A 26,670-nucleotide genomic window follows, 5' to 3' on the forward strand; every position below is an offset into this window, starting at 1 on the left:
ACCCTTGTGCGTGGTTACGACGGCCGTGAACTCCTGGCTGTGTTCGTCGGCGGCGCGCTGGGCACCGTCGCGCGCGCGGCGGTCGAGACGCTCGCCGCGCCGGAACCCGGGCACTGGCCATGGCCCACCTTCGCGGTCAACATCGTCGGCGCGTTCGTGTTGGGCTACGTGGCCACCCGGCTGCCCGAGGACAGTTACCGCCGCCCGCTGCTGGGTACCGGGCTGTGCGGCGGACTGACCACGTTCTCCACCATGCAGGTCGAAATGCTCAGGATGATCGAGCGCGAGCATTTCGGATTGGCGGTCGGCTACGCCGCCGCGAGCATCACCGCGGGGCTGGTCGTGGCCTGGTTGGGTTCGAAATGGGCACGACGATGACCGTCGCGGTGTGGCTGGGCGTCGCGGTCCTCGGCGGGCTCGGGGCGGTGTTGCGCTTCTTCGTCGACCGCGCGGTGGCGCGCCGCCTGACCGGGGCCTTCCCGTCCGGAATCTTCGTCGTCAACATCTCCGGCGCGCTGGTCCTCGGCCTGTTCGCCGGCCTCGACCTCGGGCCCGATGTCGCGTTGCTGGCCGGCGTCGGACTCGTCGGCGCTTACACCACGTTCTCGACCTGGATGCTGCAGACCCTCGAGCTCGGCGCGGAACGCCGACCGGGCCTCGCGGTGGCCAATATCCTCCTGAGCCTCGCGCTGGGCCTGGCGGCGGCCGCCGCCGGCTGGTGGATCGGTGCGCGGCTGTGAAAACGCCCACGGGACTGCACGGTAAGCCTAGCCTTACCTGAGTCGACGTAGTACCGTCGCTGGCCGTGAACCCGTCTACTCCAGAAGCCGTCAGCGTTGCGCTCGCCGAGATCCTGCGCGACGACATGAACGTCGATGTTCGACGAGTCACCCGTGACTCCCGACTGATCGACGACGTCGGTCTCGACTCGGTCGCGTTCGCGGTCGGGATGGTGGCGATCGAGGATCGGCTGGGCGTTGCGCTGAGCGAAGAGGACCTGCTCAGCTGCGACACCGTTGGCGATCTGGAAGCGGCCATCCTGGCCAAAGCGGTTGCCGCACCGACAAACTCGTGACTGAGCTGGCAGCGGCCCTCTCGAAGGCGATGTCGGAGGCGCCGACCACCCTGTCGGTGCTCGATACCGAAACCGGCAAGTGGGCGCATCATCCCTGGCCAGAGGTGCACGCGCGCGCCGAGAACATCGCGGAACGGATCAGCACCGACGAAGCCGTAGCGGTCGGGCTGATCGGTGATCCCACAGTCGAGTTCATCGCGGCCATTCCCGGCGTGTTCTTCGCCGGTGCGGGGTTGTCGATCCTTCCCGGGCCCATCCGGCGCGCCGACCCCGAGCAGTGGGCGCAGACCACTCTGGACCGGTTCCGCTCCATCGGTGTGACGACGGTGTTCAGCCACGGCGCCGAGTTGCAGCTGTTGCGCGAACACACCGACTCAATCACCATCCACGATCTCGCCGAGGCCGGCCACCCACGTCGTTCGACGACGTTCCGCGGTCCGGACAGTTCCGACGTCGCGATCCTGCAAGGCACCGCCGGGTCGACGGGAACACCTCGCACGGCGATGATCTCGCCGGCCGCGTCGCTGGCCAACCTGCGCGGGCTGGTCGCCCGGGTCAACGTCGACCACCGATGCCGCCTGCACAGTTGGTTGCCGATCTACCACGACATGGGGCTGGCGTTCCTCCTGACGGCCACGCTCGGCCAGGCGGACCTCTGGCAGGCGCCCACCTCCGCCTTCGCCGCGTCACCGTTCAACTGGCTCCAATGGCTCACCGAGAGTCGAGCCACGATGACCGCCGCGCCGAATATGGCGTTCAACCTGATCGGTAAGTACGCGGGCAGCCTGAAGGGGTTCGATCTCAGTACCCTCGGCTTCACGCTCAACGGCGGCGAGCCGGTGGACTGCGTCGGCTATCAGCGTTTCGCCGACGAGATGACCCGCTTCGGCTTCGACCCGTCTTCTCTGGCTCCGTCGTACGGTCTGGCCGAATCCACCTGCGCAGTCAGCGTTCCCGAGCCGTTCTCCGGACTTCGCATCGACGACGTCACGGTCAGCGCCGAGGCGGGTGAGTCCACCCGTCGCTTCGCGGTGCTCGGTCACGCGATTCCCGGTATGGAGATCCGCATCAACACCGACGCGGCGCACGCCACCGAGGTGACCGGTCGCGAGGTCGGTGAGGTCGAGGTCCGCGGCACGTCGCTGATGACGGGGTACGTCGGTGAAGCCCCGCTCGACCCGCAGGCGTGGCTGCCGACCGGCGATCTCGGCTACCTCACCGACGACGGCCTGGTCGTCTGCGGCCGCGCCAAGGAACTCATCACCGTCGCGGGACGCAACGTGTTCCCCACCGAGATCGAGCGGATCGCCGGCGAAATCGACGGGATCCGTGATGGTTGCGTCGTGGCCGTGGGCACCGGTGAGACGTCGGCCCGGCCCGGTCTGGTGATCGCCGCGGAGTTCAAGGGTGACGACCAGCCCGCGGCACGCAGCGCGGTCGTGGCGCGGGTCGCTTCGCACTGCGGTGTGGTTCCCGCCGACGTGGTGTTCCTCAAACCCGGTGCGCTGCCCCGCACCTCGTCGGGCAAGCTGCGCCGGCTCGAAGTCAAACGCACCCTGGAGGGAGCAAGCCGATGACGGCCACCGCCGAAGCGCCCGGCGCACCGCCTGCCGAGGACTATCGCGAGCTGCTCGAACGCGTCTTCGACGACCGGGTCACCGCCTGGACAGCGGAAGCCGAAGAGACGGAACGATTCCCGCGTGAGCTCATCGAATACCTCGGTGAGTCCGGCGTCTTTTCCGCCAAGTGGCTGCCGGGGCAGCAGCAGTCCGACGTCGCTAAGGTCATCGAATTGGCCAGAAAGCTGGGCCTATTGGGCTCGGCCGGTATCGGTGTCGGAGTGGGTCTTCACGACTCGGGGATCGCGATCCTGCGCCGCTTCGGCAAATCGGATTACCTGAAGGACATCGCCGAGCAGGCCATTCGCGGTGAGGCGGTGCTGTGCATCGGCGCCTCCGAGCAGTCCGGCGGATCCGACCTGCAGATCGTCGGTACCGAAGTCCATTCCGTGCGCGACGGTTTCGAGGTCAAGGGCATCAAGAAGTTCGTCTCGCTGTCCCCCATCGCCGACCACGTCATGTGCGTGGCACGCAGCGTCGACCACGACCCGGACAGCAAGCACGGCAGCGTGGTCGTGATCGCAGTTCCTCTGGCGCAGTGCGAGGTTCAAACTCCCTACCGCAAAGTCGGTGCGGGCCCACTCGACACCGCAGCCGTGCACATCGACACCTGGGTGCCCGCTGATGCCCTGGTGGCCCGGCCGGGGATCGGGCTGGCCGCGATTTCCTGGGGTCTCGCGCAGGAGCGGATGTCGGTGGCCGGTCTGATCTCCACCTCGGCCCAACGCGTCATCGGTATCACCTTGGCGCGCATGATGGCTCGGCGACAGTTCGGCCACTCGCTGTACGAACACCAGGCTCTCAGGATGCGGATGGCGGACCTACAGGCGCGCGTCGACATGCTGCGCTACGCCCTCGACGGCATCGCCGCGACCGGGAAGCTGGACCTGCGCACCGCCGCGGCCATGAAGGTCAACGCCGCCCGCCTCGGTGAAGAGGTGATGAACGAGTGCATGCACATCTTCGGCGGGTCCGGCTATCTCGTCGACGAAACCCCGCTGGGCAGATGGTGGCGCGACATGAAGCTGGCCCGCGTCGGCGGTGGCACTGACGAGGTGCTGTGGGAGTTGGTCGCCGCCGGTATGAAGCCCGATCACGAAGGCTACGCCGAGTTCAACCAGCTGCCCTGATCTCGGCCGAGCGCAAGCCTGCCGAGCAGACGCAAATTGCCCCATTTTCATGGGCGGTTTCAAGGGTTCTTTGCGACTGCTCGCGCGAAGAAGGCTCGCGCTAAGAACTGCGCGGCAGTGCGTAGAGCGCCATGCGCCGGTTCGACATGTCATGCTCGCCGAGAAATTCGCAGCCGGCGTACTCGCACACATCGCGGGCGCCCTTGTTCCGGTGGTCGGGATCGAACATGATTCGCCGGCACTGCGGATCGAGCTCGAAGATGTTGGCGGTCAACCGCGGCAACAGGATCGGCGCGATACCGCGGTTGACGAACCGCATCTCGGCGATCGCCGCGTGCAGTCCGATGTCGTGCGGGTCGGCGTCATAGCGCGGCGCGATCGAATCCTTGGCGGCGCGGTACAGCTCGATGTAGGCGAACGGCTGGCCACGGAAACTGCCGATCAGTGGCCTGGAGTACTCGCCGGCCAGCTGCGCGCTCAAGTACCGGTGCCAGCGCTCGGGCGACCAGTCGTACTCCCAGGCCTCCACCAGATGCGGGCGGTTCATCCACTCCGAGACCATCTCCGCGTCCGCGTCCGCATCGGCGAGCCTGATGAAGTAGGGATCGGCGAGGACCGGTGTCGGCGGCGCCGCGACCTCCCGCACCGCATCGGAAATGTCCGTCAGTTCCCGCGGAAGAACGGGCGCGGGTGCGTCGTCAATCTCGGTCATCGCTCGTCGAGCCTACCGGACCGAGTAAGGCAAGACTTACCTTCCTCGTCATCCGCGGCCATCGGCGGGCGGCCGTCAGCCGAACAAGTCGTCGAGGGCCCGCTGTTCGAGTTCGGTCCACCGGTGCACCCGTCGGCGGACTTCGGAGACGGCGTCCTCGTCGAGGTGCTCGGCTGCCTCCGGCGTGATGCGGCAGATGTCCATGGGCCCGCCGACACTGGGCGAGGACGCGTCGAGGGCGTCGAGTACGCGTAACGCGGCGACCACGCCGTAGTTGACATCGCGTTCGGCCATGCCGAAGTGCGCCAGCAGCGCGTGGGCCTGCTGGGCCATCGGAGAGCCGCTACCCACAGCGTGGAACCCGATCTCTTCGTAGTGCCCGATCAGACCGTGTGGATCGATGTCGATGATGAACGGCTCGCCGCCTGCGTAGCCCGCCGCGAGGACGTAGGTCGCCGGAGTGGCGCCGGGTTTGCCCGCCGGCACGTCGGCGATGAAGTTCCGGTAGTGGTGCTCGAGCACGGGCAGGACCCGCTGTTGGAGGGCATGGCCGACGTCGGGCGCCTCCATGATCGCGTCCGGTTCATTGTCGAAGATCTGCTCGAGGTCGTAGAGCACGGCGCGCGATCCGCTGCCGCCCCACGCGGCGCGTCCGCCGAGCGGATGCAGCTTCTGGGCCGGATAGCTCAGCCCCCGCACGGGGTCGGTGATCTGCGAGTCGGAGGCCATCACCAACCCGTCCGCGCAGCGCAGGGCCAGAACGACGGTCATCGCGAGATTTCCGGAGGCATTGACCGATCGTCTCACGCCGCCCGAGAGAGCAGCGTGCGCAAGACGGCAGCTTGGCTTTGCTCGACGTTGCGGGTGGCGGTCACCAGCACCACCGGTCCTTCGCGGAGCAGCGCGCGCAACTCAGCGAGTGCCGCAGCGCCCTCCTCGGTGTCCAGTTCGGCGGCGTAGCGGACGGCGAACTCGTCGAACCGTTCCGGCTGATGCGAATACCAGCGCCGCAGTTCGGTCGACGGGGCGACCGCCGGCAGCCATCGGCCGATTCGGGCATCGTCTTTGCGAAATCCCCGCGGCCACAACCGGTCCACGAGCACCCGGGTGCCGTCGCCGCTGGGCTGGTCGTAGACGCGTGCGATCTCGATGTTTGGGCGCTCACCCATACGGTGGAATGGTAGGTGCATGCCGGTGGACCGAATCGCGGATTTGCAGCGGTGGCAGGACTCTGGGGCCATCTGGGAGGTGCGCGCCCGGCGAGAGAAGAGCGTGACGGTCGCACTGTTGCGCTGCGACGGCGGCGAAGAGGTCGACGTGTTCACCTCCGATGACCCCCGCCTGCTCGAGTTCATCGGCCAGCGCCGCAGCAGCGAGGAGTGATCTCATCGGGCGCGATCGGAGGCGCGGACGAGATCGGCGAAGGCGGTGACCGCGGCGTCGACGCCGTCGAGATCCTCGGTCGCGACCAGGTCCAGCAGCAGGCCGCGCACGACGGCCAGGCCGAGGCGCTTCATTGCGGGCGCGCTGTTCGGCTGCTCTGAGAGCCAGTCGTCGACCGCACCCGGCAGCATCCGGGCGAACGGTTGCTCGCCCTGCACACCGCGGGCATAGCACTCGAAGAAGAGCCTCTCGAGCGAGCGCAGGTCGGCCCGGCGCAGATTGCCCCACATCGCCTCGATCGCATCGGCGGGTGCCGCCGGCAGTTGCCGCGTCAGCGCCCTCTGGCGTCGCTCGACCTCACCGACGATCGCCACAAGCAGTTCGTCACGCGAGCCGAAATGGTGCAGCAGCATGCGGTGGCTGGTGCCGACCGCCCGAGCGAGATCGCGTAGCGACCGAGCGCCGATTCCGCGGACCGCGACCTCGGTCACCAACGCGTCGAGGAGTTCCCGGCGACGCTCGAGGTCAGCAGGACGGGCCATCGAGCCGATGCAGATGCTCGCAGCGCGCTTTCAGGCCGGCGCCCTCGAGGTCGAGGTAGCGCCTGGTCATCGAGCGCATCAGTCGCCCGACCATCGCTCCGACCGGACCGCGCTGTTCGAGCCGTTGCTGGACGCGCGTGCGTGTGCCCGAGTGGGCGATGACCTCGTGGTGTGCCACGGTCAGCCCGCCGGGTGAGCGTTGCACCCACGTCCACGCCTCGCCGGGCGAGACCTCGGTGACCGCCCAGACAAGCTTCGGCATGCGTGGTTGTTTGATCTCGAACCGGTTGCCCACAAGCAACTCTGGACTGTCAAGCGCCATCAGGCGGGTCACCGAGGCGGTCCACTCCGGCCAGCGCTCGACGTCACTGAACACCTTCCAGACGGCATCGGCCGGCGCGTCGATCTCGATCGCGGCATTCGTAACCATGTACCAAATGGTACATGCGGTGGCCGCGGATTCCGTGGTTTTGCGTGATCCTTACCCCGAGCCGCGGTCCTCTGGCTACGGTGCCCGCAAAGGAGTTTCCGGTCAGTCGATCCGCACTCCGGAGCGGTATTCGCGGAAGGACACCCGCCGTGGCAACGACGCCGAACACATACGGCCGGTACATCGGGAGGATTGGCGCGCTGGCAGTCGCGCTGGGTATCGGCGCCGCCATCGCGAACAGCCCCGGCCTCGCCGCCGCGGATGACGGCGCCTCCAGTTCGTCGGACACCTCGTCAGGTGCGTCGGGCTCGTCAGGGGCGTCGGGGTCGTCAGGTGCGTCGGGCTCGCCAGGAGCGACGGGCGCGACGGGTGCGTCGGGTTCTGCAGGTGCAACGGACGCGACTGATCACGATGACAAGCGCTCGACGACAACCAAGGGGACAACGACCGCATCGAGGGATACTGCCGCCGACGCCGACCCAGACGATGATGACTCGGCAGACGACAAAGGTCCTGTCGAGAAGTCGGACGGCGTTGGTGCAGACGACGCGGACGAATCGGAGCAAGACCGGACCGGCACGGAGAACACAGACGCCACTGGCGACACCGGCGACACCGGCGACACCGACGAAGATGCAGACGCAGACGCAGTCGCGGAGGAGCCCCACAGCGACGACACGCCACGGAAATCCACGCCGCAGACATCGGGCCTACGCGACGACCAAAGGCGCGATAGCAAGCAGGACACAGAATTCGAGGGCGACACTCAACCACGTCCGGTGCAGCGCACCCTGCGGGTGATCGACGCGACGGCCCACGACACCGTCACCGAAGAGAACCGCACCACAGTCACCGCCGAATCCGAAACGCCACCGGACGAACCCACCGGCACTGCGGCTCTGGCCAAGACCTCCACCCTGCCGCTGGCCAGTCCGCCGCCGACGCCCACCACCGCAACGGTCACCACGGGTGTGCAAACCCTGGCCGGCACCCTGCTCTCCGCGCTCGGCTTCGGTCCCCAGGCCGCCAACGGCCCGACGACACCGGCGCAGCCGCCCATGCTGTGGGCGATGCTGGGCTTTGCGCGCCGCGAGATCGGCCGCCTGGTGGCTCCGTTCACCTCCGTGGCGGGCGCCCCAGTGGCCGCTCTGGTGGCCGAGGATGTCGACACCGAAGCGGTCAGCCCGCTGGCCACGCCAGAGCAGCTGGAGGCAGAGCGCATCGCTGCGCAGACCGTCAACACCCTGCCGGTCGCAATCATGAAGCTCGTTCTGCGCCAACAGTTTCTGTCGGCAGCACAGCAGCTCTACCCCAACGGCATCGACGCGGAGAACATGGCAGCGCTGGACGGTGCCGTCGACGAGTACGCGATGGCCGCGGCGTTCCAGCAGCAGTTGCTCGACTCGATGAACCCGAAGGTCGTCACGCAGGTCGCCCCACCGCACATGTGGTTCGGACAGGCCGTCGGGGGATCGCGCATCCTCTACGACAACCCCGACACCGTCTACCGCTTCATGGGCGTCAACGGTGCGTCGGAATACGTGATCACCGGCCGCTTCAACAACATGACCGCAGCGGGCAGGCCCGCCGACACCACGTTCAGCGTCCTGGAAGGCCTCGCCGGGACCACGTCGTCGATCCTGACCGCCGACGACATGGAGATCAACCCGGACGGCACGTTCACGATCACCGTGAGCACCCAACCGGCGAACGGGCGAAAGAACCACCTGCAACTCACTTCGTCGTCGACGATCATCGCGGCGCGAGATACGTTGGGCAACTGGAACTCCGAAGAGCCGCCGAGCCTGTCGATCGAACGGGTGGCCGGGCCGCCCGACAGCTTGTTCGCTCAAATCGGCGGGTTCGCGTTTCTCGGCCAGTTCGTCAGCGGCAACCCGCTGCTCACGGCGCTGGTCTCGATCGTGCCTCCACTGCCCTATATGCCGCCGCAGCTGCGCGGCGTGTTCGCCGCGGTGATCCTCGCGGTACGCGGCGCATCCGAGCAAGCCAAGTACATGGCGCTGGCAACCAACGATCCCGCCACCGGCGAACCACGGCCGGTCAACGAGGTCAGTCAGCCCGCCAGCAACGCGGAGTTCCTGGCCAACCAGCTGCAGAGCAACGGCCACTTCCAACTCGCCGACGACGAAGCGTTGGTGCTGACCATCGACCCCGGCGACGCCGGTTACTTCATCGTCCCCACGTACAACGTCTGGACGATCACGGATGACTACTGGAACGAGCCCGCGAGCTTGAACAACGAGCAGGCCGTGCGCAACGCAAACGGCACCTACACAATCGTGATCTCGCCGACCGATCCGGGAGCGGCCAATTGGGTGTCCACGTCGGGGCTGAATCAGGGCACACTTGCGATCCGCTTCCAAGACTTGGGCGACGACGCGCCTTCCATCGTCAACCATGGGGTGATGTCGCACGATGCTCTGCCCGGCTTTCTCCCGGCCGACGCATTCGTCACCGAGACGCAGCGCAGAGATCAGCTTGCCCTGCGTAAGGCCGGTTTCAACAAGCGCTGGGCCCCCTACCCACAGCCGTAACCCCGACCGCTGAAATAGCAGCCACGGCTCCTGATTCACCGTCAGCACGGCCGTGGCTTCTCACTCGCGGACGCGTGCCCTTGATCCGATACGGCAAGATTGCCTCGACATGACGATCAGCGACGGGCCCGCCACGCGTTGGCGGCACATCCTCCGACTGGCGCTGTTCGCAGCCTTCCTGCTGGGGTTGTTCTATTTGGTTGCCGTCACCGGTGTCGTCGACGTCGACCACGTCCGCCGCACGGTCGCGGCCACCGGCCCGGTGGCACCGCTCGCGTACGTCGTGATCTCGGCACTGCTGGGTGCGGTGTTCGTGCCGGGCCCGATACTGGCCGCCGCCAGCGGAGTGCTGTTCGGTCCGGTGCTGGGCACCTTCGTCACACTGGGCGCCACGGTCGGCACCGCGGTCGTCACCAGCCTCCTCGGCAGGCGCGCCGGACGCGACAGCGCACGTGCGCTTCTCGGCGACGACCGGGCCACCCGGCTCGACGATCTCATCGCACGGCGGGGACTGTGGGCCGTCGTCGGGCAGCGCTTCGTGCCGGGCATCTCCGATGCGCTCGCCTCTTACGCATTCGGCGCATTCGGAGTTCCCTTGTGGCAGATGGCCGTCGGGGCATTCATCGGTTCTGTGCCGCGGGCGTTCGTGTACACCGCGCTGGGCGCGTCGATCTCGGACCTGTCCTCACCGCTGGCATACGTGGCGATCGCCGTCTGGTGTGTGACCGCCGTCGTCGGTGCGTTCGCCGCCCACCGGGGCGTGCGGAGCTGGCGGCGGCGGGCACAGCCCGACGACAGCGAACCGGCGCCGGAAGCGGACGGTGCCTAGTCGGGTAGTGCCGCGCTGCCGGGCGGTGCGGTGAGCTGCCAGGTATCGCACGCCATCGCCAGCATCGCGTAGGTGCCGACGACGAAGATCAGCTCCATCGCCTGGTGGGTGCCGAGTTCGTCGACCATGCGCCGCCACGTCGTGGGCGTCGCTCGGCCTCGGGCGAGCAGTTCGTCGGTCACCTCGAGGACCAGCCGGTCGGCACTGTCGAACTCGGTGTTGCCCCGAGTGAGCCGGGAGATGTCGGTGTCCGACAGGCCGCCGGCTTTGGCGATCTTCACGTGCTCGCCCCAGAAGAACGACGAGCGCCGGACGTAGGCCAGGCGCAGCACTGCGAGTTCCCGCAGGCGCAGCGGTAGTTCACCCTGCTGTAGCAGGAACGCGTTGTAGCCGAGGAACTTCCGCGCCATCTTCGGGTGGCGCGCCAGGACTCCGATGATGTCGAAGTTCAGCGGGTCCCTGGCATCTCCCGAGCCGGCCCGCGGTACGTCCTCGCCCGGTATCCCCATCAGCGCGCCGACGGCGGCGTACTCGTCGTCACCCCACTCCTTGGCCGTCAGCGGCGTCAGGAGCGGATAGTCGGAATCTTCGGCCATGGTCACCCTTCGTCTTCATGGTGTAGTTCAGCGAGCGCGTGGATCTGCTCGAGGTAGTGCTCGACCGAGCGATGGACGAACCGCGCGGACACCACAGTCGTGCCGGCGGCCGCCATCGCACGCAACGTGTCCCTGGTCGAGTCGGGTTCGCCGACCGGGTCGAGCGGGTGGTCGGCGGGCAGCACGACCTCGAATCCGGACGGCACCTCGCGCGCACGCAGCCATTCACCCGCGGTGGCGACCGGGATGCCGAATGGACACCACCCGTCGGCGAGCGTGAGTGCGCGTCGCAGCGAGCGTCTGGTCCGGCCACCGACCCAGATCGGCATGTGCGGCTGCAGCGCGCACGGGTCGACGATGAGGCCGCCGAACGAGTAATACTCACCTTCGTAGGACGGCTCGTTGCTCGACAAAGCCGCCCGCAACGCTTTGAGCGCATCGTCGGCCCGCGGGCCGCGGTCGTCGAACGCAGCACCGAGAAGGTCGAACTCCTCCTTGAGCGAGCCGACCCCCACGCCGAGAGTGACGCGGCCGCCGCTGACGTGATCGAGTGTGCCGTAACGCTTTACGATCGCCAGCGGATGGTGGTACCCCAACACGAGCGTCATGGTGACCAGCCGGATGCGTTCGGTTCGGGCCGCCACGTAGCCGAGCGTGGCCAGCGGGTCCCAGTACCGCGCGCCGCGTCGCCCGGCCTCGGACGCCGGAATGCCGATGTGCTCGCTGCAGGTCAGGTGGTGGTAGCCGAGCCTGTCCGCCGCTTCGGCCACCCGGCCGATGTCGGCGACCGTGGCGTCCTTCTCCCACGTGAGTGCCGCACCGGCGACATTGGTGACGACGGGTGTCGCGATGCCGAGTTTCAATCCAGCGGCTCTTCGCCCGCCAGGATCGTCCGGTGCATGAGGCGGCCGCTGTCGACGGCATAAGGCAGCGCACGATGCATGGTCCCGGTGTTGTCCCAGATGAGCAGATCGCCGACCTGCCACTCGTGCCGGTACACATACTGTGGTTGTGTCGCCCAATCACGCAGCCGCGCAAGGAGTGCCCGGCTCTCTTCGGCCGACATCCCGACCACGTAGTCGGCGGTCGCCCCGAGCAGAAGGGACTTGCGTCCGGACTGATGTGTCCACACGATCGGACACGCCTTGGTCGGAGACTTCTGCCAGAAGGCGATCTCTTCGTAGCTCATCTCGGGCGTCACGTAGTACTGCGACCGCTCGGCGCTGTGGACCACGCGAAGGCCGGCGATGAGATCCTTGTCGGACTGCGGCAGATCGTCGTAGGCGGCGTAGGTGTTGCAGAACTCCGTTTCGCCGCCGGTGTCCGAGAGTTGCACCGCCCGCAGCAGCGTCGCCAGGTTCGGATAGGGCTGCAGTGATCCGTCGAAGTGCCAGAACAACGAGCCCTTGAGGTATTTCGCGCGCTGATTGACGTTCTCGTCGAGCGAGATCTTGTAGATCCCGTCCTCGCCCTCGTTGCCGACGACGGTGCCCAGCGTTCTGGCGATCGCGACCTGCTGTACGTCGCCGATGTGTAGACCCCGGAAGAACACCACACCGCGTTGTTCCAATGTGGCGCGGATGTTTTCGGCCTCGCGGCCGCTCAGTAGTGTGTCGAGGTCGGTTCTGATCTCGCTGCCGATCCTCGGCGTCACGTCGACGATGTCCAGTCGTGCGGAGGTCAGGCTCACGGCGGCTCAGCTTACTCTGGTCAGGATGGTGTTGGCCGAATGCTTGACTCGCGGTTGGTTCCACAACTCGACCGCGAGCGAGACGGTGATCAGCGAATAAAGCAGGTTGCGAAGGTTCGCGACGTCCTCGGGCAGCGGCTCGGAGTAGTCGAACTTGTCGATGTAGGCCAGTGCTTCCTCGCCGTACGGAAAGATCTCGTCATAGAAGGCGCGGATCTGTTCCATGGAACTGTTGACACGCTTCACATAGCGCTCGTGGCCGTCCTCGATTGCCCACTCGGGCACCAGGTGTTCGAGGTGCGAGAACTCCGGTGGGAGAACTGCATTCATCGCTTCGCCGCCATGTCCTCGGCCACGCCGGTTTGCACGTAGTCGGCGACCACCTTGTGCAGATGGCGCAACAGGATCTCCTCGTCGTTCATCGTGAAGTGGGTGAGCACGCCGCTGTTCAACATGGCCTGCAGGCCTTCGGACGGGCTGGCGTCTTCGAGGATGATGTCGTTGAGGAACGTGACCGTCAGCTCCTGGCCGAGCCGCTCCTTATGCGTCTTCGGCGGTTGGTAGTACATCTCGGTCTCGAAGATGTGCGAGTGCGGCCCAGTCGGCCAGTGCGTGTGGACGGTAAAGCCGGACGCCCCGAAGATCAGCACGAAGTTCGGAAAGAACTGGAACGAATCGAATCCGTACTTCTCCGATCGTGTCGGGTTCAGCCCGGCCGGAAGCGGTCCGCGGTCGGCGCGCTTGTTCCACGGGCCGGCCGCGCTGGCTTCCATCAGACATTCGATCGGCTTGGAGTACGGCGTCTTTCGCGACGGCTCACCGGAGAACGAGAACATCCGATGCGGACCCTTGAGCCGGTACGCCAAGGCGTCGGTGAACGGATTGGGTTGGTCGAACGCCTCTCTGGCCTCCGCGGTGAGCGCACCGAACGAAGACGCGTGCAGATACGGGCCGTGGTAGCTCTCAGCGAAGCCGTCGACGAAAATCTTCCAGTTGCACTGCAATTCGACCTTGAATTTGTAGACCTGGTGAGGTCCGGCGAACGGATACCCCTCGATTCCGTGCGCCAACTCACCGAGGAACGAGCGAAGCGGTTCGGTGTTGTCTGGGTTGAGGTTGATGAAGATGAAGCCCTCCCAAACCTCGCACTGGATGGCGGGCACACGGCAACTGTCGGCGTCGAAGTCGAGCAGCAGGTCCTTGCGGGTCGCCGAGTGTAGCGAGCCGTCCAACTTGTAGCGCCAGCCGTGGAAGCGGCAGTACAGCAGCGGCGCGCGGCCCTCGACCTCCTCGAAGGGGTCGTCCTCCCACAACATCTTATTTCCCCGGTGCGGACAGATGTTGTGGAACGCCCTGATCACGTCATCCTTGCCGCGCACGACGATCACCGAAGTGTTCAGGAACATCAGCTCGCGGGTGAAGTAGCTGCCGGACTTGGGCACCCGCTCCACCCGCCCGACGTAGAGCCACGTCTTGCGAAAGACGTGTTCACGTTCCTTTTCGTAGAAGTCCGCCGAAACGCAGTCCTCGAGCGACACCGGGCCGCGACCGAGTTCGGGGTAGGCGTCGGTCCAGTGTCCGCTCGCGGGCTTCGTCACCAGGCTGTCGTGGCTCACCGGCTCTCCTCCGTCGGGCTGTGGACGGTAGGCCGAAGGTACCGCCGCCGGAATGGCCAAAACAGACCCGTTCACGCAACACCCTGTTGCATATTTGGAACACGGGCGATCGAGAGGATGCGTGAACGCAGTGGAGCAGAACCTGCCGTTCGACGTGGATGCCCTGCTGATCTTCGGCAAGGTCGTGGAGAACCGAAGCCTGTCGAAGGCCGCGGCACTGCTCGGCATGCCGAAGTCGACGGTGAGCCGCAAGCTGGCCAAGTTGGAGTCCGACCTCGGCATCAAGCTGCTGCGCAAGAACACCCATCAGCTCACCGTCACCGATCTCGGCGAGAAGGTGTACGGCCACGCGGTCAACATCCTGGCCGAAGCCAACGGTGTCCGCGCGCTTGTGGAGGGCAGCCGACAGGAACCCCGCGGGGAGCTGCGGGTGGCGATCCCGATCTTCGTCGGCATCGATTACGCGTCGCGGGTCGGTGCGGCGTTTCTGCAGCACTATCCGAACTCGCGGTTGGATATCCGGTTGGTCGACAGCATGGTCGACCCGATCCGGGACGGGTTCGACGTGGTGTTCGGCACCGGCCCGCTGCAGGACTCCACGCTGATCGCCCGCAAGGTGTTCAGCCTCGAGCTGTTCCTCTGCGCGTCACCGCAATTCGTCGCGGCACTGTCCGCACCTGTCACCGATCCGGCGCAGTTGAACACTCTTCCGTTCATCGACTTCGGATTCGGCGGACCCCGCCGACTTGCGGTCACCGGACACCGTGGTCGATGCGAACTGACACCACCAGTCCGCGCGCGTGCAAACAACTTTCAAGTGTGCAAGCAGTACATCTTGCAGGGGCTCGGCGTCGGTGCGATGCCCACCCAGATCATCTGCACCAACGAGTTGCGCGACGGCAGCATCGTGCCGGTGCTTCCCGACTGGCACCTCGATCCGCTCGACGTGCACATGATCTACCCCTTCGAGTTGTCTTTTTCGACGCTCATCAGCGCGTTCTACGAGACCGCCTGCGAAATCATCGTCGAGAACATCGCGCGAACGTGACGTCACCGCCCCCGCAAGCATCTCCGCTGACGAGACGATGAGGGCTGCACGTCATAGTTCGCCGGTCGTGTGCATAACCGGGACCGGAGGGGGAATACGTCCTCCGATTTTTGCACCGACCAGCAATGGAGACTGGATGTCGAAGTACTTGTATGCGATTGGCGCCTTCAGTTTCCGTCGGCGGTGGCTGGTGCTGGGCGTGTGGCTCGCGGTACTCGTCGGTGTCGCGGCGGGGCTCGGCCTGCGCGGCGAGCCCAGTGACGACTTCAGCATTCCGGGCACCGAGTCTCAGCGGGCAGTGGAACAACTTCAGCAGAAGCTGCCCGCGTTCAGCGGAGCCCAGACCCAGATCACGTTCGCGACACCGGGCGACGGCAGGCTGACCGACCCGGCGATCGCCGGCGCCATCGATCGCTCCCTGCAGAACTTGCAGGCGATCCCCGACGTCGCGGTCGCGGCGGGCCCCGCCCAGACGCACCTGATGTCTCCCGACGCGAACGTCGGGTTGGGCACGCTGCAGTGGAAGGCGCCGCCGGGAGAGGTCGACGACGCCGCGCTCAGCGCCGTGCAAGCGGCCATGGAGCCCGCGCAATCCGCGGGCGTGCAGGTCGAGTACTCGGGCAGCGTGTACCCGGGCTACAAGGTCGAGATCTCCGAGCTACCGGAGATCATCGGAATCGTCGTCGCCTTCTTCATCCTTCTGGTCACCTTCGGTGCAGTCGTCACCGCCGGACTTCCGATCATCACCGCGTGCGTCGGAGTGGGGATCGGAGCGGTCGGCATATTCGCTGCCGCGGCACTGGTCGAAATGCCAACCGCCGCTTTCTCACTCGCATTGATGCTGGGCTTGTCCTGCGGTATCGACTATGCGCTGTTCATCTTGAACCGCTATCGCAACAACCTGCTGCTGCTCAAGCCGATGGAGGAATCGGTTGCGCTGGCGGTCGGCACGGCAGGCGGTGCCGTGGTGTTCGCAGCGCTCACGGTGATCATCGCGCTGTGCGGGCTGTCGATCGTCGGCATCCCGTTCCTCACCTACATGGGCCTAGCTGCCGCCGCCTCGGTACTGATCGCCCTGCTGATCGCGATCACGCTGCTGCCGGCGCTGCTGGGCTTCGCGGGCAGGCGGATCGCCAGCTTCATCAAGACGCCGCTACAACCCGGCCGTGCCAAGGAGGTCGCACAGGTCGCGGCCTTCACCCCGCACCGCACCATGGGCGCCCGCTGGGGCCGGTTCGTCGTCGCGTTCCGCAAGCCGCTGCTGGTGGTCGGCACTGCGGCGCTGATCCTCATCGGCCTGCCCACCCTCGGTATGCACCTCGGTCTGCCCAGCGGGTCCGCGCAACCCGAGTCGAACACCTCGCGCAGGGCCTACGACCTGACCGCGCAGCACCTGGGACCCGGATTCAACGGCCCGCTCTTGGTCGTCGCCGACCTTTCTTCGGCGCGTGATCCCCGCGCGGTCGACACCATCGCCGCTAATCTGCGCCGCGAAGAAGGCGTGGTCCAAGCGGCCCCGGGAGTGAGCCAGAATGGCACCGCCATCATCCAGGTCATCCCGACGACGGGCCCCAACCACCCCGCCACCGCCGACTTGGTCAAGCGCATCCGGGCTGACCGATCGGCGATCGAAGGCGAAACCGGCGCAACGATTCTCGTCGGTGGCACGACGGCGTCAAACATCGACACCTCCGACAAGTTGGCCGCCGCTCTGCCGATGTTCCTCCTGGTTGTCGTCGGATTGGCGTTCGTGTTGCTGACGGTCGCCTTCCGGGCCGCCCTAGTGCCGATCACATCGATTGTGGGATTCCTGCTCTCGGTGTTCGCCGCTTTGGGCGTTCAGGTCGCGGTGTTTCAATGGGGTTGGGGTGCAGACCTTTTGGGCATCACGCCCGGCGAAACGATCAGCTTCCTTCCGATCATCGTGTTGGCGATCATCTTTGGACTGTCCAGCGACTATCAGGTGTTCGTGGTTTCCCGAATGAAAGAGGAGCTCAGCCGAACCGACGACGCGCTCGATGCGGTGCGCAACGGAGTCGGCCTTTCGGCGCGGGTGGTCACCGCGGCCGCCTTGATCATGTTCGGCGTGTTCATCGCGTTCCTTGCCGGCGGCGATCCGATCATCAAGTCCGTAGGGCTGACCTTGGCCGTCGGCGTATTTCTCGATGCCTTCGTCGTCCGGCTCACCCTGATCCCGGCGATCATGAGCATCGTGGGCCGCAGGATGTGGTCCCACTCCCGGTGGTTCGAGAAGTACGTGCCGGACGTGGACATCGAGGGCACCGCGCTGGAGAGCGAAAAGCAGCAGGCTACGGCCGCCGGCGGTGCGAGGCGCGGCGCGTAGCTTCCGTACCGGTGCCGGTGATGGCCGGGAGCACGATTCGGCGATCGGCGTTGCTAATCGGCTGCCGGTGGGTATGCCTGAGGCCATGGATGCCGACACGTTGATCGCGATGGCTGGGCTGACGGCCCTGGGTGCCGCGGTGTTTACGGGTGCGATCTGGGACAGCCCGCTGGTCAGCGCGCCCGTTCGGCTGGGACGTCAACAGCGTCCGTACGGCCGGCACGCGATGCCTGTCACGGCGCCGAGCAAGCGGTGAGACCCGCAGCTTGACGGCGCGCGGACCCGCCGAGGGCCCGTCGGCGATGTTTCGGCACGCCGCCCGAACGGGTAAACCGCTTCAACCGCAGGTTCAGATCCGAGCCCAGTGACCGGTAAGGCAGGGCCGCAAGTAAGGAGCCTGTGTGGTGTCAGAGCCGAGATCCGAATACGCGGACGTGACGGGCATGTTTCGCCGCCTCAAGGCGCTCGACCAGGAATCCGTCGCCTACCGGCGTCAACGAGAGGCGATTGTCGAACGGACTCTGCCCCTTGCCGACCACGTCGCACGCCGATACCGCAACCGCGGCGAGCCGATCGACGACTTGGTGCAGGCGGCGCGCGTCGGGTTGGTGAATGCAGTCAACCGTTTCGATCCCGAGAACGGCGCCGATTTCCTGTCATTCGCGATCCCGACCATCATGGGCGAGGTGCGTCGCCACTTCCGTGACTACGGCTGGGCGGTGAAGGTGCCGCGGCGGCTCAAGGATCTGCAGGGGCAACTGGTCAAGGTGCGAGCCGAGCTGTCACAGCAGATCGGGCGCGCGCCGACCCCGTCGGAAGTCGCCGGGCATCTCGGTATCGAACGCGAAGCGGTGATGGAAGCGACGATCGCCAGCAGCAACTACTCGACCTTGTCGACCGACATTCAGACCTCGGCCGACGATGAGTACCGCTCGGTCGGTGACACCCTGGGCGACATCGATCCCAACATCGACAAGGTGGTCGACCTCGAGACCGTACGGCCGCTGATCGCCGCGTTACCCGAGCGCGAGAAGCAGGTGTTGGTCCTGCGGTTCTTCGAGAGCATGACGCAGACCCAGATCGCCGAACGAATGGGTTACTCACAAATGCACGTCTCGCGACTGCTCGCGCAGGCGCTTCGCCGACTTCGCGAGCAGGTTGGTGAGACCGCGGCGGTGCCTCACCTCAAGCGGGGCGCGTAAGCCGCCGGCACAGCCAACTCACTCCCGCGGAGCGAACACGGGAGCGAAACCTTCGCCATCAAGGCGGTTTTCGAACCGCACCTCGACCGGAAGGCCGACGCGGATCGAATCCGGTTGGCAGTCCACGATGTTCGTCGCGATGCGCAGATCAGGCTGCTCGTCGAGTTCCACGATCGCGATGACATAGGGCACGGGGATGGCGGGATTGAATGGCTGGTGGTTGACGGTATAGGTGAACACCGTGCCGCAGCCCGACACCGGACGCGCGACGACCTCTGCCCCGCAGTCGGGGCAGTCCGAGGCCGGCGGCGACACCCATCGCTCGCAGGTCTCGCATCGAGTGATCAGCAGTTGCCCGCCGGGACGCGCCTCATCAGGCATGGTTGAAAAGTACAGTCTGCACTGATTGATGTCACAGACAGATTTCCGCGTCGCGGAAGTCGAAGCGCGACGACGGGACGGTGGCGGGTTGAGCACCTTCGAGAAAGACGCGATCTTCAGCGGCCTCGGTATCTCCCGCATCGGAAGGCGCACCGGAATCCCCGGACTGGATCTTACGATGGAGGCGGTTCGGGCCGCGATCACCGATGCCGGCCTGACCGCCGACGATATCGACGGAGTCGTCACATTCGGCGACACACCGGTGGCCGACGTCGTTGCGGCGCTTGGCAATCGGGCCACCGATCAAGGATATGGGTTTCCCACCGGTGGTGTGCTCACGCCGGTGATGTCGGCGATGTTGGCAGTATCCGAACGGCGCGCCCGGCATGTTCTGGTCTACCGGACCGTGCAGATGCTCGGCGGGACGATGACACAACCCTCGCCAACTTCCGAGCCCAACCCGCTGGCCAACCCGCCCATCGAGCCACGCAAGGCCGGAGCACGGCGAAGGCTCGGACCGTTCGACGACATCGATGAGCTGCTCGCCGCGCACGCCTACTCGGCGGCGAACTGGCTGGCACTGCACTGCAGGCGGCACATGGAGCTGTACGGGACGACGAAGGAACAGCTGGGTTGGTTGGCGATCAACAGCAGGCGCAATGCCGGGCTCAATCCGCTTGCCGTTTACCGAGATCCGATGACGATGGACGAGTATCTGGCGTCGCGGTCGGTGTCCACACCGTTCGGGTTGTTCGACTGCGACGTGCCGGTCGACGGATCGATCGCGTTCGTGATCTCCCATGCCGACTTCGCGCCGGACTGCCCAAACCCTGCAGTGGGCGTGCAAGCCGTTGGCGGAGCCTATGGTTCAGGTGGATGGTTTCACCGCGACGACTTTCCGAAGATGGCGTCCACCGAAGCCGCGGACGACATGTGGTCGCGCACCGACTTGGCTCCATCCGACGTCGACGTGGCCGAACTCTACGACGGATTCACTTTTCTCACATTCGCCTGGCTGGAGGCGCTGCGGCTGTGCGGGGAGGGCGAGGCGGGCCCGTTCGTCGAAGGGGCGTCCCGGATCGCGCTCGACGGGGCACTGCCCCTCAACACCTACGGAGGTCAACTGTCAGCAGGCCGCATGCACGGTTACTGGCTGCTGCACGAGGCGTGTCTGCAGCTTCGCGGGCAGGCCGGTGACCGGCAACTCGCGCGTCGCCCAGAGGTGGCCGTCGCCGCGGCCGGCGGCGGACCGATCGCCGGGTGTCTGCTGTTGACCTGCTGAGGCTGGGCCCGGGGCGGCCGAGAATCACCGGCCGTGACTTGCGAAGAACTGGCCGGTGGACTGCGACGCGTCGAACGGGGCGAATGGACCGCCCGGCCAGACGTGAGCACCTCCGTCGATCTGCACGAACACCACCTCGGTTCCACCCGCGCAGCCGGCGGCCGTGAACCGGTGCACGCTTCCCTGTACTTCGTCGACCGGCGGTGGGCAACCGTTCACCTCGCGCCACCGCTGCGCCATCGCCGGCGCCGCCACGATCTCGCTGGGTCCCCCGCGGCCGACCATCGGTCCACCGCCGAACGGTACGACCGGGTCCGCCGTTCCGTGCACCGCCAGCACTGAAACCGGTTGCGACGGCGCACACGGGAGTCCCGCCGCCAACGTGCCCGCGACGGGTGCCACGGCGGCGAAGACGTCGGCGCGTTCGCACGCCAGCCGCGACGCCATGAAGGCGCCCGCCGACGTCCCGGTGGCGAACACGCGGCCGGGGGCGACGCCATACTCCTGACGGAGTCGATCTACAAGTGCGACAAGGAAACCCACGTCGTCGACGCCTTGTCGGTCGGGAATGGAGGCGCCGCGCCCATCGGCCCAGCTGAGATCGACGCCGTCGGGATAGGCCACGACGAAGCCGTACTGATCGGCGATCGCGTTGTAGTTGGTCGCCGCGGCCTGCGCGGGTCCGGTCATCCCGGCGCCGTGCAAGTTGAGCACGAGCCCGGCCGGACGATCGAGGCCGGGCGGGGCGTGCACCTGATACGTGCGGTTCACTCCGCCGATCATCAGCGCGCCAGCGGCGTCGCCCCCGGGGAACGCTGACGCCCGTCCACCGCCGTAGCCCAAAAGACAGACCAGAACTGTCAGGACGGCCGTCGTCCGGATGACCACCTTGTCCACCCCCTGCATCAGCTGTTGACCGCGAACGTAATGCACCGGTGTAACCCAATGCGCGCGAACGCAGTTCTTCCTTGTCGTCAGCGTCGCATCGCCCCGCGGGCCGCCAGATGAAGAACCGCGCCCACCGCCACCAGGATCGCGCCGTAGAGCCACACCTTCGCGGTCTGTTGGGTCAGCAGCAGCACGCACGACGCCACGCCGAGCACCGGCACCGCCGTCCACACCTGGAAGTGCGGATGTTCGATGCGGTCTCGGCGCAGCACCAGCACCGCCACGTTCGTCGAGATGAACACGACCAACAACAGCAGAACCACTGTCTCGGCGAGCGTGGACAGATCGCCGATCAGGCTGAGCAACATGGCGACCGCGGTCGTCGCCACGATCGCCGTCCACGGGGTGCGCCGGCGCGGCAGCACGCGGGCGAGAACGCTGGGCAGCAGGCCGTGCTCTGCCATGCCGTAGGTGAGCCTGCTGGCCATGATCATCGTGAGCAGCGCGCCGTTGGCCACCGCGACCAGCGCGACCGCGCTGAAGAACCAGTCGGGCACGCCCACACCTGCCGCCTGCACCACTTCGAGCAACGGTCCCGAGGACTTCGACAGCTCATTGGCGGGCAACGCCGTCGCGCTCGCCAGCCCGACCAGTGCGTAGAGGACACCGGCGGTGACGAGCGCGCTGAACAGGGCGGCGGGGTACACCTTGCTCGGGTTGCGGATCTCCTCGGCGACGTTGGCCGAGGTCTCGAAGCCGACGAACGAGTAGTACGCGACGATCGCCGCGCCGAGGATCGCCAGCGCCGGCGTCGCGCCGTCGGGGAACTGGCTGACCCTGCCGACGTCACCGCGGCCGGCGCCGACCATGACCGAGACCGCGATGATGACGATCAGCAGACCGGTCAATTCGATAACCGTCATGACCACGTTGCTCTTGACCGACTCGCTGATGCCCCGGGCGTTGAGGCAGGCGATCAGCGCAAGAAACGCGATCACGGCAGGCACGGCCGGGATGTCGACGAACGTCGCGAGGTAGTCACCGGCGAAGGCCAGCGCCAAGCCGGCCGCGCTGGTCACACCGGCGGCGAGCATGCAGAACCCCACCAGGAACGACAGCGCGGGTCGGCCGAACGCGCGCTCTGCGAACACCGCTGCGCCACCAGCCTTCGGATACTTGGTCACGAGTTCGGCGTAGGAGCCGGCCGTGAGCAGCGCGAGCAACAGTGCCACGAGCAGCGGCGCCCACAACACCCCTCCGACGTCCCCGGCCAACACCCCCATCAGCGCGTAGATGCCGGCACCGAGCACGTCGCCGAGGATGAACAGAAACAGCAGCGGGCCGGTGATGCGCCGTTTGAGCCTGCCTCCGGTCGACTCGTCGGAATCGCTGGTGTGCGCCTTCGCCGCGGTGGTCATGCCGCTGTTGGTACCCGGCGAGACCGGTAAGCACACCGCGCGCAGCTGTGCCGAAGCCCTTGGTTGCGACACGGTCACGGATGGATACCCATCCGTGCACGAAGATCACAAGAGTCACTTTGTTCACTAACGTCACATCCGCCCATCGCAGACGTCTGCCTGACGTCCGCCTTCAGAAAGGTGTGACATGTCGCCGCGTCCGCGAATCACTTCCATGTCGGTGGCATCGGCAGCCGTGATCGGGTTGAGCTTCGTGGTGGGCGTGGCCGCGCCGGCGACGGCCGAACCCTGCACCGGTGCCGCGGCGGCCGCCCAACCACCCGCCGCACCGAACGCCGAGGCAACGCCAGCGCTGCCGGGCGGGCCACCGGTCGGCCACCGGCCGCGCGGCACCAACGAGGAGGCGCCCTCGCCTCGCCTCGGGCGGCTGCCCGCAGAGATCCTCAACTCGCTGTCGCCCCGTTCCGCGACCGTGCAGCAGCAGGCAGACGTGCGGCCGAGCCCGCCCCCGCCGACCGCCGACCAACCTGCGGCTCAACAGGTTCCGGCCGCCGCAGCCCCGACGCCGCCCCCACCACCTGCTCCGCCGGGCACGACGCTCGTCGGCTGGGTGACCGGGCCGGAGAGCCCGAACAACACCGTCGGGCGGTTCGCGATCACCGGCACCGACCTCGGGATCATGTGGGACAACGGCGATCCCGGCAATCGCCAGGTGCTGATGGCCTTCGGCGACACCTACGGCTACTGCAGCGTGCGCGGTCAGCAGTGGCGGTACAACACACTGTTCCGTACCCAGGACGGCGCACTCGCCAAGACGATCGCAATACCCGACGGCGTGCTCGCCAACCGATACTCCGGTTCCCCGCTGTGGGCGCCGGGTCTCTCCAAGCAGATCATCAACAGCACCAAGTGGGCGGACAGCGAGAAGGGCATCATCCCGACCGCGGGCATCGCCGTCGGCGGCAAGCAGTACGTGAATTTCATGTCCATCAAGAGCTGGGACAGCGACGGGCGGTGGACAACGAACTTCTCGGCGATCGCAGTCTCTCCAGACAACGGCGAGCGTTGGGGTGTCTACCCCGGCAGCGTGCGCACACCTCGCGAGGGCGGCGTCGAAGGGGCGGCCTATGTCCGCGGCAACGAGAACTTCCAACAGGCCGCGTTTCTTCGGCCCGGTCCGAACGACCCCTACCTCTACATGTTCGGGACACCAGCGGGTCGCGGCGGTGCCGCGTACGTGTCGCGTGTTCCGCAGGGGGCGGTACCCGACCCCAATCGATACGAGTACTGGAACGCCGAGCAGAACGCTTGGGTGCCAAGGGATCCCGGAGCGGCCACCTCGGTGATCCCCGGTCCGGTTGGAGAAATGTCCGTCCAATTCAACAACTATCTCAAGCAGTACCTGGTGGTGTACTGCAACGGCGCCAACGATGTCGTCGCGCGGACGGCGCCCGCCCCGCAGGGACCGTGGGGGCCCGAGCAGTTGCTGGTGCGCTCCGCGGAGATCCCCGGCGGCATCTACGCGCCGTTCCTGCATCCGTGGTCGACCGGCAAGGAACTGTATTACAACCTGTCGTTGTGGTCGGCTTACAACGTGATGTTGATGCGCACCGTACTGCCGTGACCCTGACCATTGCGGCTCACCTCTGACGGCGCCACGTCTCGGCACCTGTCGTCGGTCGGCTACAGCGTGCAGCCGGACGGGGCGGAAGATCATAGAGCGTCACCGATCACTTTGCTTACCTCGGGTGCCTGAGTGGGGCGGTTGGGCGTAAGGCTAAGTCCTTCCCCTGGGTTGGTAACCCCGCACCGAGATGTCGAACAGCACCGCAGCAACTTGATTACTCACTGGCAGCAGAGCGTGAGCCTTGACGTGGCGAAGGTCACGCCCCCGCGGGAGAACGTAGCTACCTACGACGAGTGACTCTGGTGTAAATTTCCGCTCGGTCGCTTCGTGATTTGGCAATTACCGTGGTTCAGCAGCGACATCAATGCCTCTAGCCCCCCGCGCGGTCGTCGGGTCGACCCCCAAGCTACGTCCTGATTAGTTCAGCGAACCACTTGCGCCTAAGGTTAGCCTCAGCTAATCTTCAGCAGCCATCTGGCAAATTCACAGGCACAACAGGAGACAACGTGCAACTCGCAGTTCATGCCGACTCGCCGGTTTACGATCTCTCGCCTAGTTACTCACCGTCGACTCGCCGCAGCTCCAAGTTGTTGGTTGCTGGCGTCGCGATGGCAAGTGCCGGCGTGATCGCGGTCAGCCCCGTAGCACCACCGACGCCCAATATTCAGGACATCCAGGAGCGCGTGGCACAGGCGGCGGTCCAGCTCACGGCGGCCACCAATCCGCTCGTCGTGTGGCAGCAGACCATCGCCAACACGTTCGCAAGCTTGGGGGCCCTGACCGAAGGCTCCACGGACGCGGCCGGCAACCTTGCGGAGGCGCTGAGCACCGGCTATATCTTCCACGAAGTCGCGAACGTCCTGATTCAGAACACTCTCAACCCGGGTCCTCTGCTGGAACAGTTCGTCAATTTCAACTCGAACTTCGGGCCGGTGATCAGTAAGGCCCTGTCGGACACCGTCAACGGACTGGCGACGGCGGCTGAGCAGTTCCCGGGCGTGGTGACCGAGTCACTCACGTACCTGTCGCAGGGACAGTTCGTTGAAGCGTTCTCCGAGATCAACGGCTGGTTCGTGCTCAGGGTATTGGGCGGGATACGACCGCTGATTCCGATCTTTTCCATCCCCGGGCAGTTCGTGGATGCCCTCCCGGGCACGGAGAAACTGGACGATCTGCTCAACGTCGTGTCCGAGTTCGGGCTCACCAAGGCCATTTTCGAACCAGTGCTCGGCGGGATCCTTCAGTCAGCCGAGCTGCTTGACGCAACGCGGGCCGCGTTGGAGGCGGGGAATTTTGAGGACGCTGCCGCCAACCTGGTGAACCTGCCGGTGCTGGCGATCAACGCGCTTGTCAATGGATTCACGCCGGCCACCTCTCCCTCAGAGTGGCAGGGTCTGCTCGACCGTGGTCTCATCTCCTACCTTGCGGTCACGCTGCCCAACCAGATTGCCGAGGCAATCAAGCCCCCTGCTCCGACTGAGTCGACCTTCGGCGTACAAGGGGGCCCGTCCGAGTTCAGCTTCGGCGGTGGTGACGCCTTTGCGATCAACGTCGGCAACGAAGCCACCGGCGAAGGTTCCAATGAAGGCACCGGCGAAGGTTCCGGTGAAGGAACCGGCACCGGCGAAGGTTCCGGTGAAGGAACCGGCACCGGCGAAGGCGAAAGCGAAAGCACCGGCGAAGGCGAGGGCACTGGCGAAAGCGAAAGCACCGGCGAAGGCGAGGGCACTGGCGAAAGCGAAAGCACCGGCACGGGCGAAGGTGAGGACGCCGGCGAAGGCGAGGGCACGGGCACGGGCACGGGCACGGGCACGGGCAGCAATACCAGCACCGGAACCGGCAGCAACACGTCGGGCATCAGCACGAGCAGGGGCGAGGGCAACGGGACGGGCTCGAACAACAGCACCGGAACGGGCTCGAACAGCACCTCCAACTCGGGCAGCGGCACCGGCTCGGGCAACGGCACCGGCTCGGGCAACGGCACTGGCTCGGGCAACGGGTCCGGCACCGACAACGGCTCCAGCACCGGCAACGGCTCCAGCACCGGCTCGGGCAGCGGCTCGGGCAGCGGCTCCGGCAGCGGCTCGGGCAACGGTTCCGGCGCCGGCTCAGGCACCGGACCGGGCACGGGTAGCGGCTCGAGCTCCGGCTCCGGCGGCGGCTCGGGTAGCGGCTCCGGCTCGGGCTCGGGCTCCGGCTCGGGCGGCGGCTCCGGCAGCTGAGTACATTCAAAGTGGCGGCCCCCTCGGCAACGAGGGGGCCGTCTCTCGTACATGGGCGAATCCGGGATCAGTACAGCTGCA

General features: G+C 66.4%; 28 protein-coding genes. 15 read left to right on the plus strand and 13 right to left on the minus strand.

Annotated features, from left to right (window positions below):
- The first annotated feature begins 6 nt into the window (after positions 1–6).
- The 5 genes from crcB (AU188_RS03970) (at position 7) to mbtN (ending at position 3,824) form a co-directional block, all read left to right on the plus strand.
- Positions 7–378: a fluoride efflux transporter CrcB gene (gene crcB, locus AU188_RS03970; RefSeq protein ID WP_156426568.1), complete on the plus strand. Its 372-nt coding sequence runs from the start codon at positions 7–9 to the stop codon at positions 376–378.
- Positions 375–740 (plus strand): fluoride efflux transporter CrcB, encoded by a 366-nt coding sequence (crcB, locus tag AU188_RS03975; RefSeq protein WP_059162477.1) that lies wholly within the window; start codon positions 375–377, stop codon positions 738–740. The genes crcB (AU188_RS03970) and crcB (AU188_RS03975) overlap by 4 nt, the downstream gene beginning before the upstream one ends.
- A gap of 65 nt (positions 741–805) precedes the next feature.
- A complete protein-coding gene (mbtL, locus tag AU188_RS03980; protein ID WP_082683936.1) occupies positions 806–1,075 on the plus strand; it encodes a mycobactin biosynthesis acyl carrier protein MbtL in 270 nt (89 codons plus the stop codon).
- A gap of 5 nt (positions 1,076–1,080) precedes the next feature.
- Entirely contained in the window at positions 1,081–2,652 is a 1,572-nt protein-coding gene (mbtM, locus tag AU188_RS03985) for a long-chain-fatty acid--ACP ligase MbtM (RefSeq protein ID WP_082686475.1), read from the plus strand.
- A complete protein-coding gene (gene mbtN, locus AU188_RS03990; RefSeq protein ID WP_059162424.1) occupies positions 2,649–3,824 on the plus strand; it encodes a mycobactin biosynthesis acyl-ACP dehydrogenase MbtN in 1,176 nt (391 codons plus the stop codon). Before mbtM ends, mbtN begins: the two co-directional genes overlap by 4 nt.
- A gap of 100 nt (positions 3,825–3,924) precedes the next feature.
- Here the strand turns inward: mbtN and AU188_RS03995 are convergent, their stop codons facing one another.
- The 3 genes from AU188_RS03995 to AU188_RS04005 all read right to left on the minus strand — a co-directional run bounded on the left by AU188_RS03995 (position 3,925) and on the right by AU188_RS04005 (position 5,705).
- Complete coding sequence (locus AU188_RS03995) at positions 3,925–4,536, minus strand: GNAT family N-acetyltransferase (protein WP_059162425.1); 612 nt, start codon at positions 4,534–4,536, stop codon at positions 3,925–3,927.
- A 75-nt stretch (positions 4,537–4,611) separates the two neighbouring features.
- On the minus strand, positions 4,612–5,307 hold the full coding sequence (locus AU188_RS04000; RefSeq protein ID WP_059162426.1) for an Ntn hydrolase family protein: 696 nt from the start codon (positions 5,305–5,307) through the stop codon (positions 4,612–4,614).
- A 32-nt stretch (positions 5,308–5,339) separates the two neighbouring features.
- Positions 5,340–5,705, minus strand: a complete 366-nt coding sequence (locus AU188_RS04005) for a DUF488 domain-containing protein (protein WP_059162427.1) — start codon at positions 5,703–5,705, stop codon at positions 5,340–5,342.
- Between the two features lie 19 nt (positions 5,706–5,724).
- On the opposite strand from AU188_RS04005, the gene AU188_RS04010 reads away from it, so the two are divergent.
- Positions 5,725–5,919: a hypothetical protein gene (locus AU188_RS04010; RefSeq protein WP_059162428.1), complete on the plus strand. Its 195-nt coding sequence runs from the start codon at positions 5,725–5,727 to the stop codon at positions 5,917–5,919.
- Positions 5,920–5,921: 2 nt separating this feature from the next.
- Here AU188_RS04010 and AU188_RS04015 read toward each other — a convergent pair whose 3' ends face one another.
- Together AU188_RS04015 and AU188_RS04020 are read right to left on the minus strand one after the other, a co-directional pair.
- Complete coding sequence (locus AU188_RS04015) at positions 5,922–6,461, minus strand: TetR/AcrR family transcriptional regulator (RefSeq protein WP_059162429.1); 540 nt, start codon at positions 6,459–6,461, stop codon at positions 5,922–5,924.
- Positions 6,445–6,891 carry an SRPBCC family protein gene (locus AU188_RS04020; protein ID WP_059162430.1) on the minus strand — a complete coding sequence of 149 codons (447 nt, stop codon included), beginning with the start codon at positions 6,889–6,891 and terminating at the stop codon, positions 6,445–6,447. The genes AU188_RS04015 and AU188_RS04020 overlap by 17 nt, the downstream gene beginning before the upstream one ends.
- A 779-nt stretch (positions 6,892–7,670) precedes the next feature.
- Between AU188_RS04020 and AU188_RS04025 the strand changes: the two genes are divergently transcribed.
- Both AU188_RS04025 and AU188_RS04030 read left to right on the plus strand, forming a co-directional pair.
- A complete protein-coding gene (locus AU188_RS04025; protein ID WP_353612107.1) occupies positions 7,671–9,446 on the plus strand; it encodes a DUF1214 domain-containing protein in 1,776 nt (591 codons plus the stop codon).
- Positions 9,447–9,555: 109 nt separating this feature from the next.
- Positions 9,556–10,275 carry a TVP38/TMEM64 family protein gene (locus tag AU188_RS04030; RefSeq protein WP_059162432.1) on the plus strand — a complete coding sequence of 240 codons (720 nt, stop codon included), beginning with the start codon at positions 9,556–9,558 and terminating at the stop codon, positions 10,273–10,275.
- On the opposite strand, the gene AU188_RS04035 is transcribed toward AU188_RS04030, so the two are convergent.
- From AU188_RS04035 to AU188_RS04055, 5 genes are read right to left on the minus strand one after another with little or no spacing between them, the layout of a single operon-like run.
- The gene (locus AU188_RS04035) at positions 10,272–10,871 is read right to left on the minus strand and encodes a carboxymuconolactone decarboxylase family protein (RefSeq protein WP_059162433.1); all 600 of its coding nucleotides are present in this window, start codon (positions 10,869–10,871) and stop codon (positions 10,272–10,274) included. The two genes, AU188_RS04030 and AU188_RS04035, sit on opposite strands and share 4 nt — an antisense overlap.
- Before the next feature lie 2 nt (positions 10,872–10,873).
- The gene (locus AU188_RS04040) at positions 10,874–11,734 is read right to left on the minus strand and encodes an LLM class F420-dependent oxidoreductase (protein ID WP_059162434.1); all 861 of its coding nucleotides are present in this window, start codon (positions 11,732–11,734) and stop codon (positions 10,874–10,876) included.
- Positions 11,731–12,561 (minus strand): TauD/TfdA dioxygenase family protein, encoded by an 831-nt coding sequence (locus AU188_RS04045; protein ID WP_059162435.1) that lies wholly within the window; start codon positions 12,559–12,561, stop codon positions 11,731–11,733. Before AU188_RS04045 ends, AU188_RS04040 begins: the two co-directional genes overlap by 4 nt.
- A gap of 6 nt (positions 12,562–12,567) precedes the next feature.
- Complete coding sequence (locus AU188_RS04050; RefSeq protein ID WP_059162436.1) at positions 12,568–12,891, minus strand: hypothetical protein; 324 nt, start codon at positions 12,889–12,891, stop codon at positions 12,568–12,570.
- Positions 12,888–14,177, minus strand: coding sequence for an aromatic ring-hydroxylating oxygenase subunit alpha (locus tag AU188_RS04055; protein WP_059162437.1), 1,290 nt, complete (start codon positions 14,175–14,177; stop codon positions 12,888–12,890). The genes AU188_RS04050 and AU188_RS04055 overlap by 4 nt, the downstream gene beginning before the upstream one ends.
- Before the next feature lie 130 nt (positions 14,178–14,307).
- On the opposite strand from AU188_RS04055, the gene AU188_RS04060 reads away from it, so the two are divergent.
- The 4 genes from AU188_RS04060 (at position 14,308) to AU188_RS04070 (ending at position 18,771) form a co-directional block, all read left to right on the plus strand.
- Positions 14,308–15,225 (plus strand): LysR family transcriptional regulator, encoded by a 918-nt coding sequence (locus tag AU188_RS04060; RefSeq protein WP_059162438.1) that lies wholly within the window; start codon positions 14,308–14,310, stop codon positions 15,223–15,225.
- Between the two features lie 136 nt (positions 15,226–15,361).
- Positions 15,362–17,569: an MMPL family transporter gene (locus AU188_RS04065; RefSeq protein ID WP_059162439.1), complete on the plus strand. Its 2,208-nt coding sequence runs from the start codon at positions 15,362–15,364 to the stop codon at positions 17,567–17,569.
- Between the two features lie 85 nt (positions 17,570–17,654).
- Positions 17,655–17,825, plus strand: coding sequence for a hypothetical protein (locus AU188_RS25205; RefSeq protein ID WP_156426570.1), 171 nt, complete (start codon positions 17,655–17,657; stop codon positions 17,823–17,825).
- Positions 17,826–17,973: 148 nt separating this feature from the next.
- Positions 17,974–18,771, plus strand: coding sequence for a SigB/SigF/SigG family RNA polymerase sigma factor (locus tag AU188_RS04070; RefSeq protein WP_082686476.1), 798 nt, complete (start codon positions 17,974–17,976; stop codon positions 18,769–18,771).
- A gap of 18 nt (positions 18,772–18,789) precedes the next feature.
- Here AU188_RS04070 and AU188_RS04075 read toward each other — a convergent pair whose 3' ends face one another.
- Positions 18,790–19,152, minus strand: a complete 363-nt coding sequence (locus AU188_RS04075) for a Zn-ribbon domain-containing OB-fold protein (protein ID WP_059162441.1) — start codon at positions 19,150–19,152, stop codon at positions 18,790–18,792.
- A gap of 88 nt (positions 19,153–19,240) precedes the next feature.
- On the opposite strand from AU188_RS04075, the gene AU188_RS04080 reads away from it, so the two are divergent.
- Positions 19,241–20,434: a thiolase family protein gene (locus AU188_RS04080; protein WP_059162479.1), complete on the plus strand. Its 1,194-nt coding sequence runs from the start codon at positions 19,241–19,243 to the stop codon at positions 20,432–20,434.
- 24 nt (positions 20,435–20,458) lie between these two features.
- On the opposite strand, the gene AU188_RS04085 is transcribed toward AU188_RS04080, so the two are convergent.
- Both AU188_RS04085 and AU188_RS04090 read right to left on the minus strand, forming a co-directional pair.
- Entirely contained in the window at positions 20,459–21,340 is an 882-nt protein-coding gene (locus AU188_RS04085) for an extracellular catalytic domain type 1 short-chain-length polyhydroxyalkanoate depolymerase (RefSeq protein ID WP_059162442.1), read from the minus strand.
- A gap of 68 nt (positions 21,341–21,408) precedes the next feature.
- Positions 21,409–22,740: an APC family permease gene (locus tag AU188_RS04090; RefSeq protein WP_059162443.1), complete on the minus strand. Its 1,332-nt coding sequence runs from the start codon at positions 22,738–22,740 to the stop codon at positions 21,409–21,411.
- Between the two features lie 214 nt (positions 22,741–22,954).
- Between AU188_RS04090 and AU188_RS04095 the strand changes: the two genes are divergently transcribed.
- Together AU188_RS04095 and AU188_RS25210 are read left to right on the plus strand one after the other, a co-directional pair.
- Complete coding sequence (locus tag AU188_RS04095; protein WP_502687585.1) at positions 22,955–24,364, plus strand: glycoside hydrolase family 183 protein; 1,410 nt, start codon at positions 22,955–22,957, stop codon at positions 24,362–24,364.
- Between the two features lie 626 nt (positions 24,365–24,990).
- Positions 24,991–26,589, plus strand: coding sequence for a hypothetical protein (locus AU188_RS25210; RefSeq protein WP_156426571.1), 1,599 nt, complete (start codon positions 24,991–24,993; stop codon positions 26,587–26,589).
- Positions 26,590–26,670 lie beyond the last annotated feature (81 nt).

It is taken from the genome of Mycobacterium sp. IS-3022, assembly GCF_001500065.1.
GTDB lineage: Bacteria > Actinomycetota > Actinomycetes > Mycobacteriales > Mycobacteriaceae > Mycobacterium.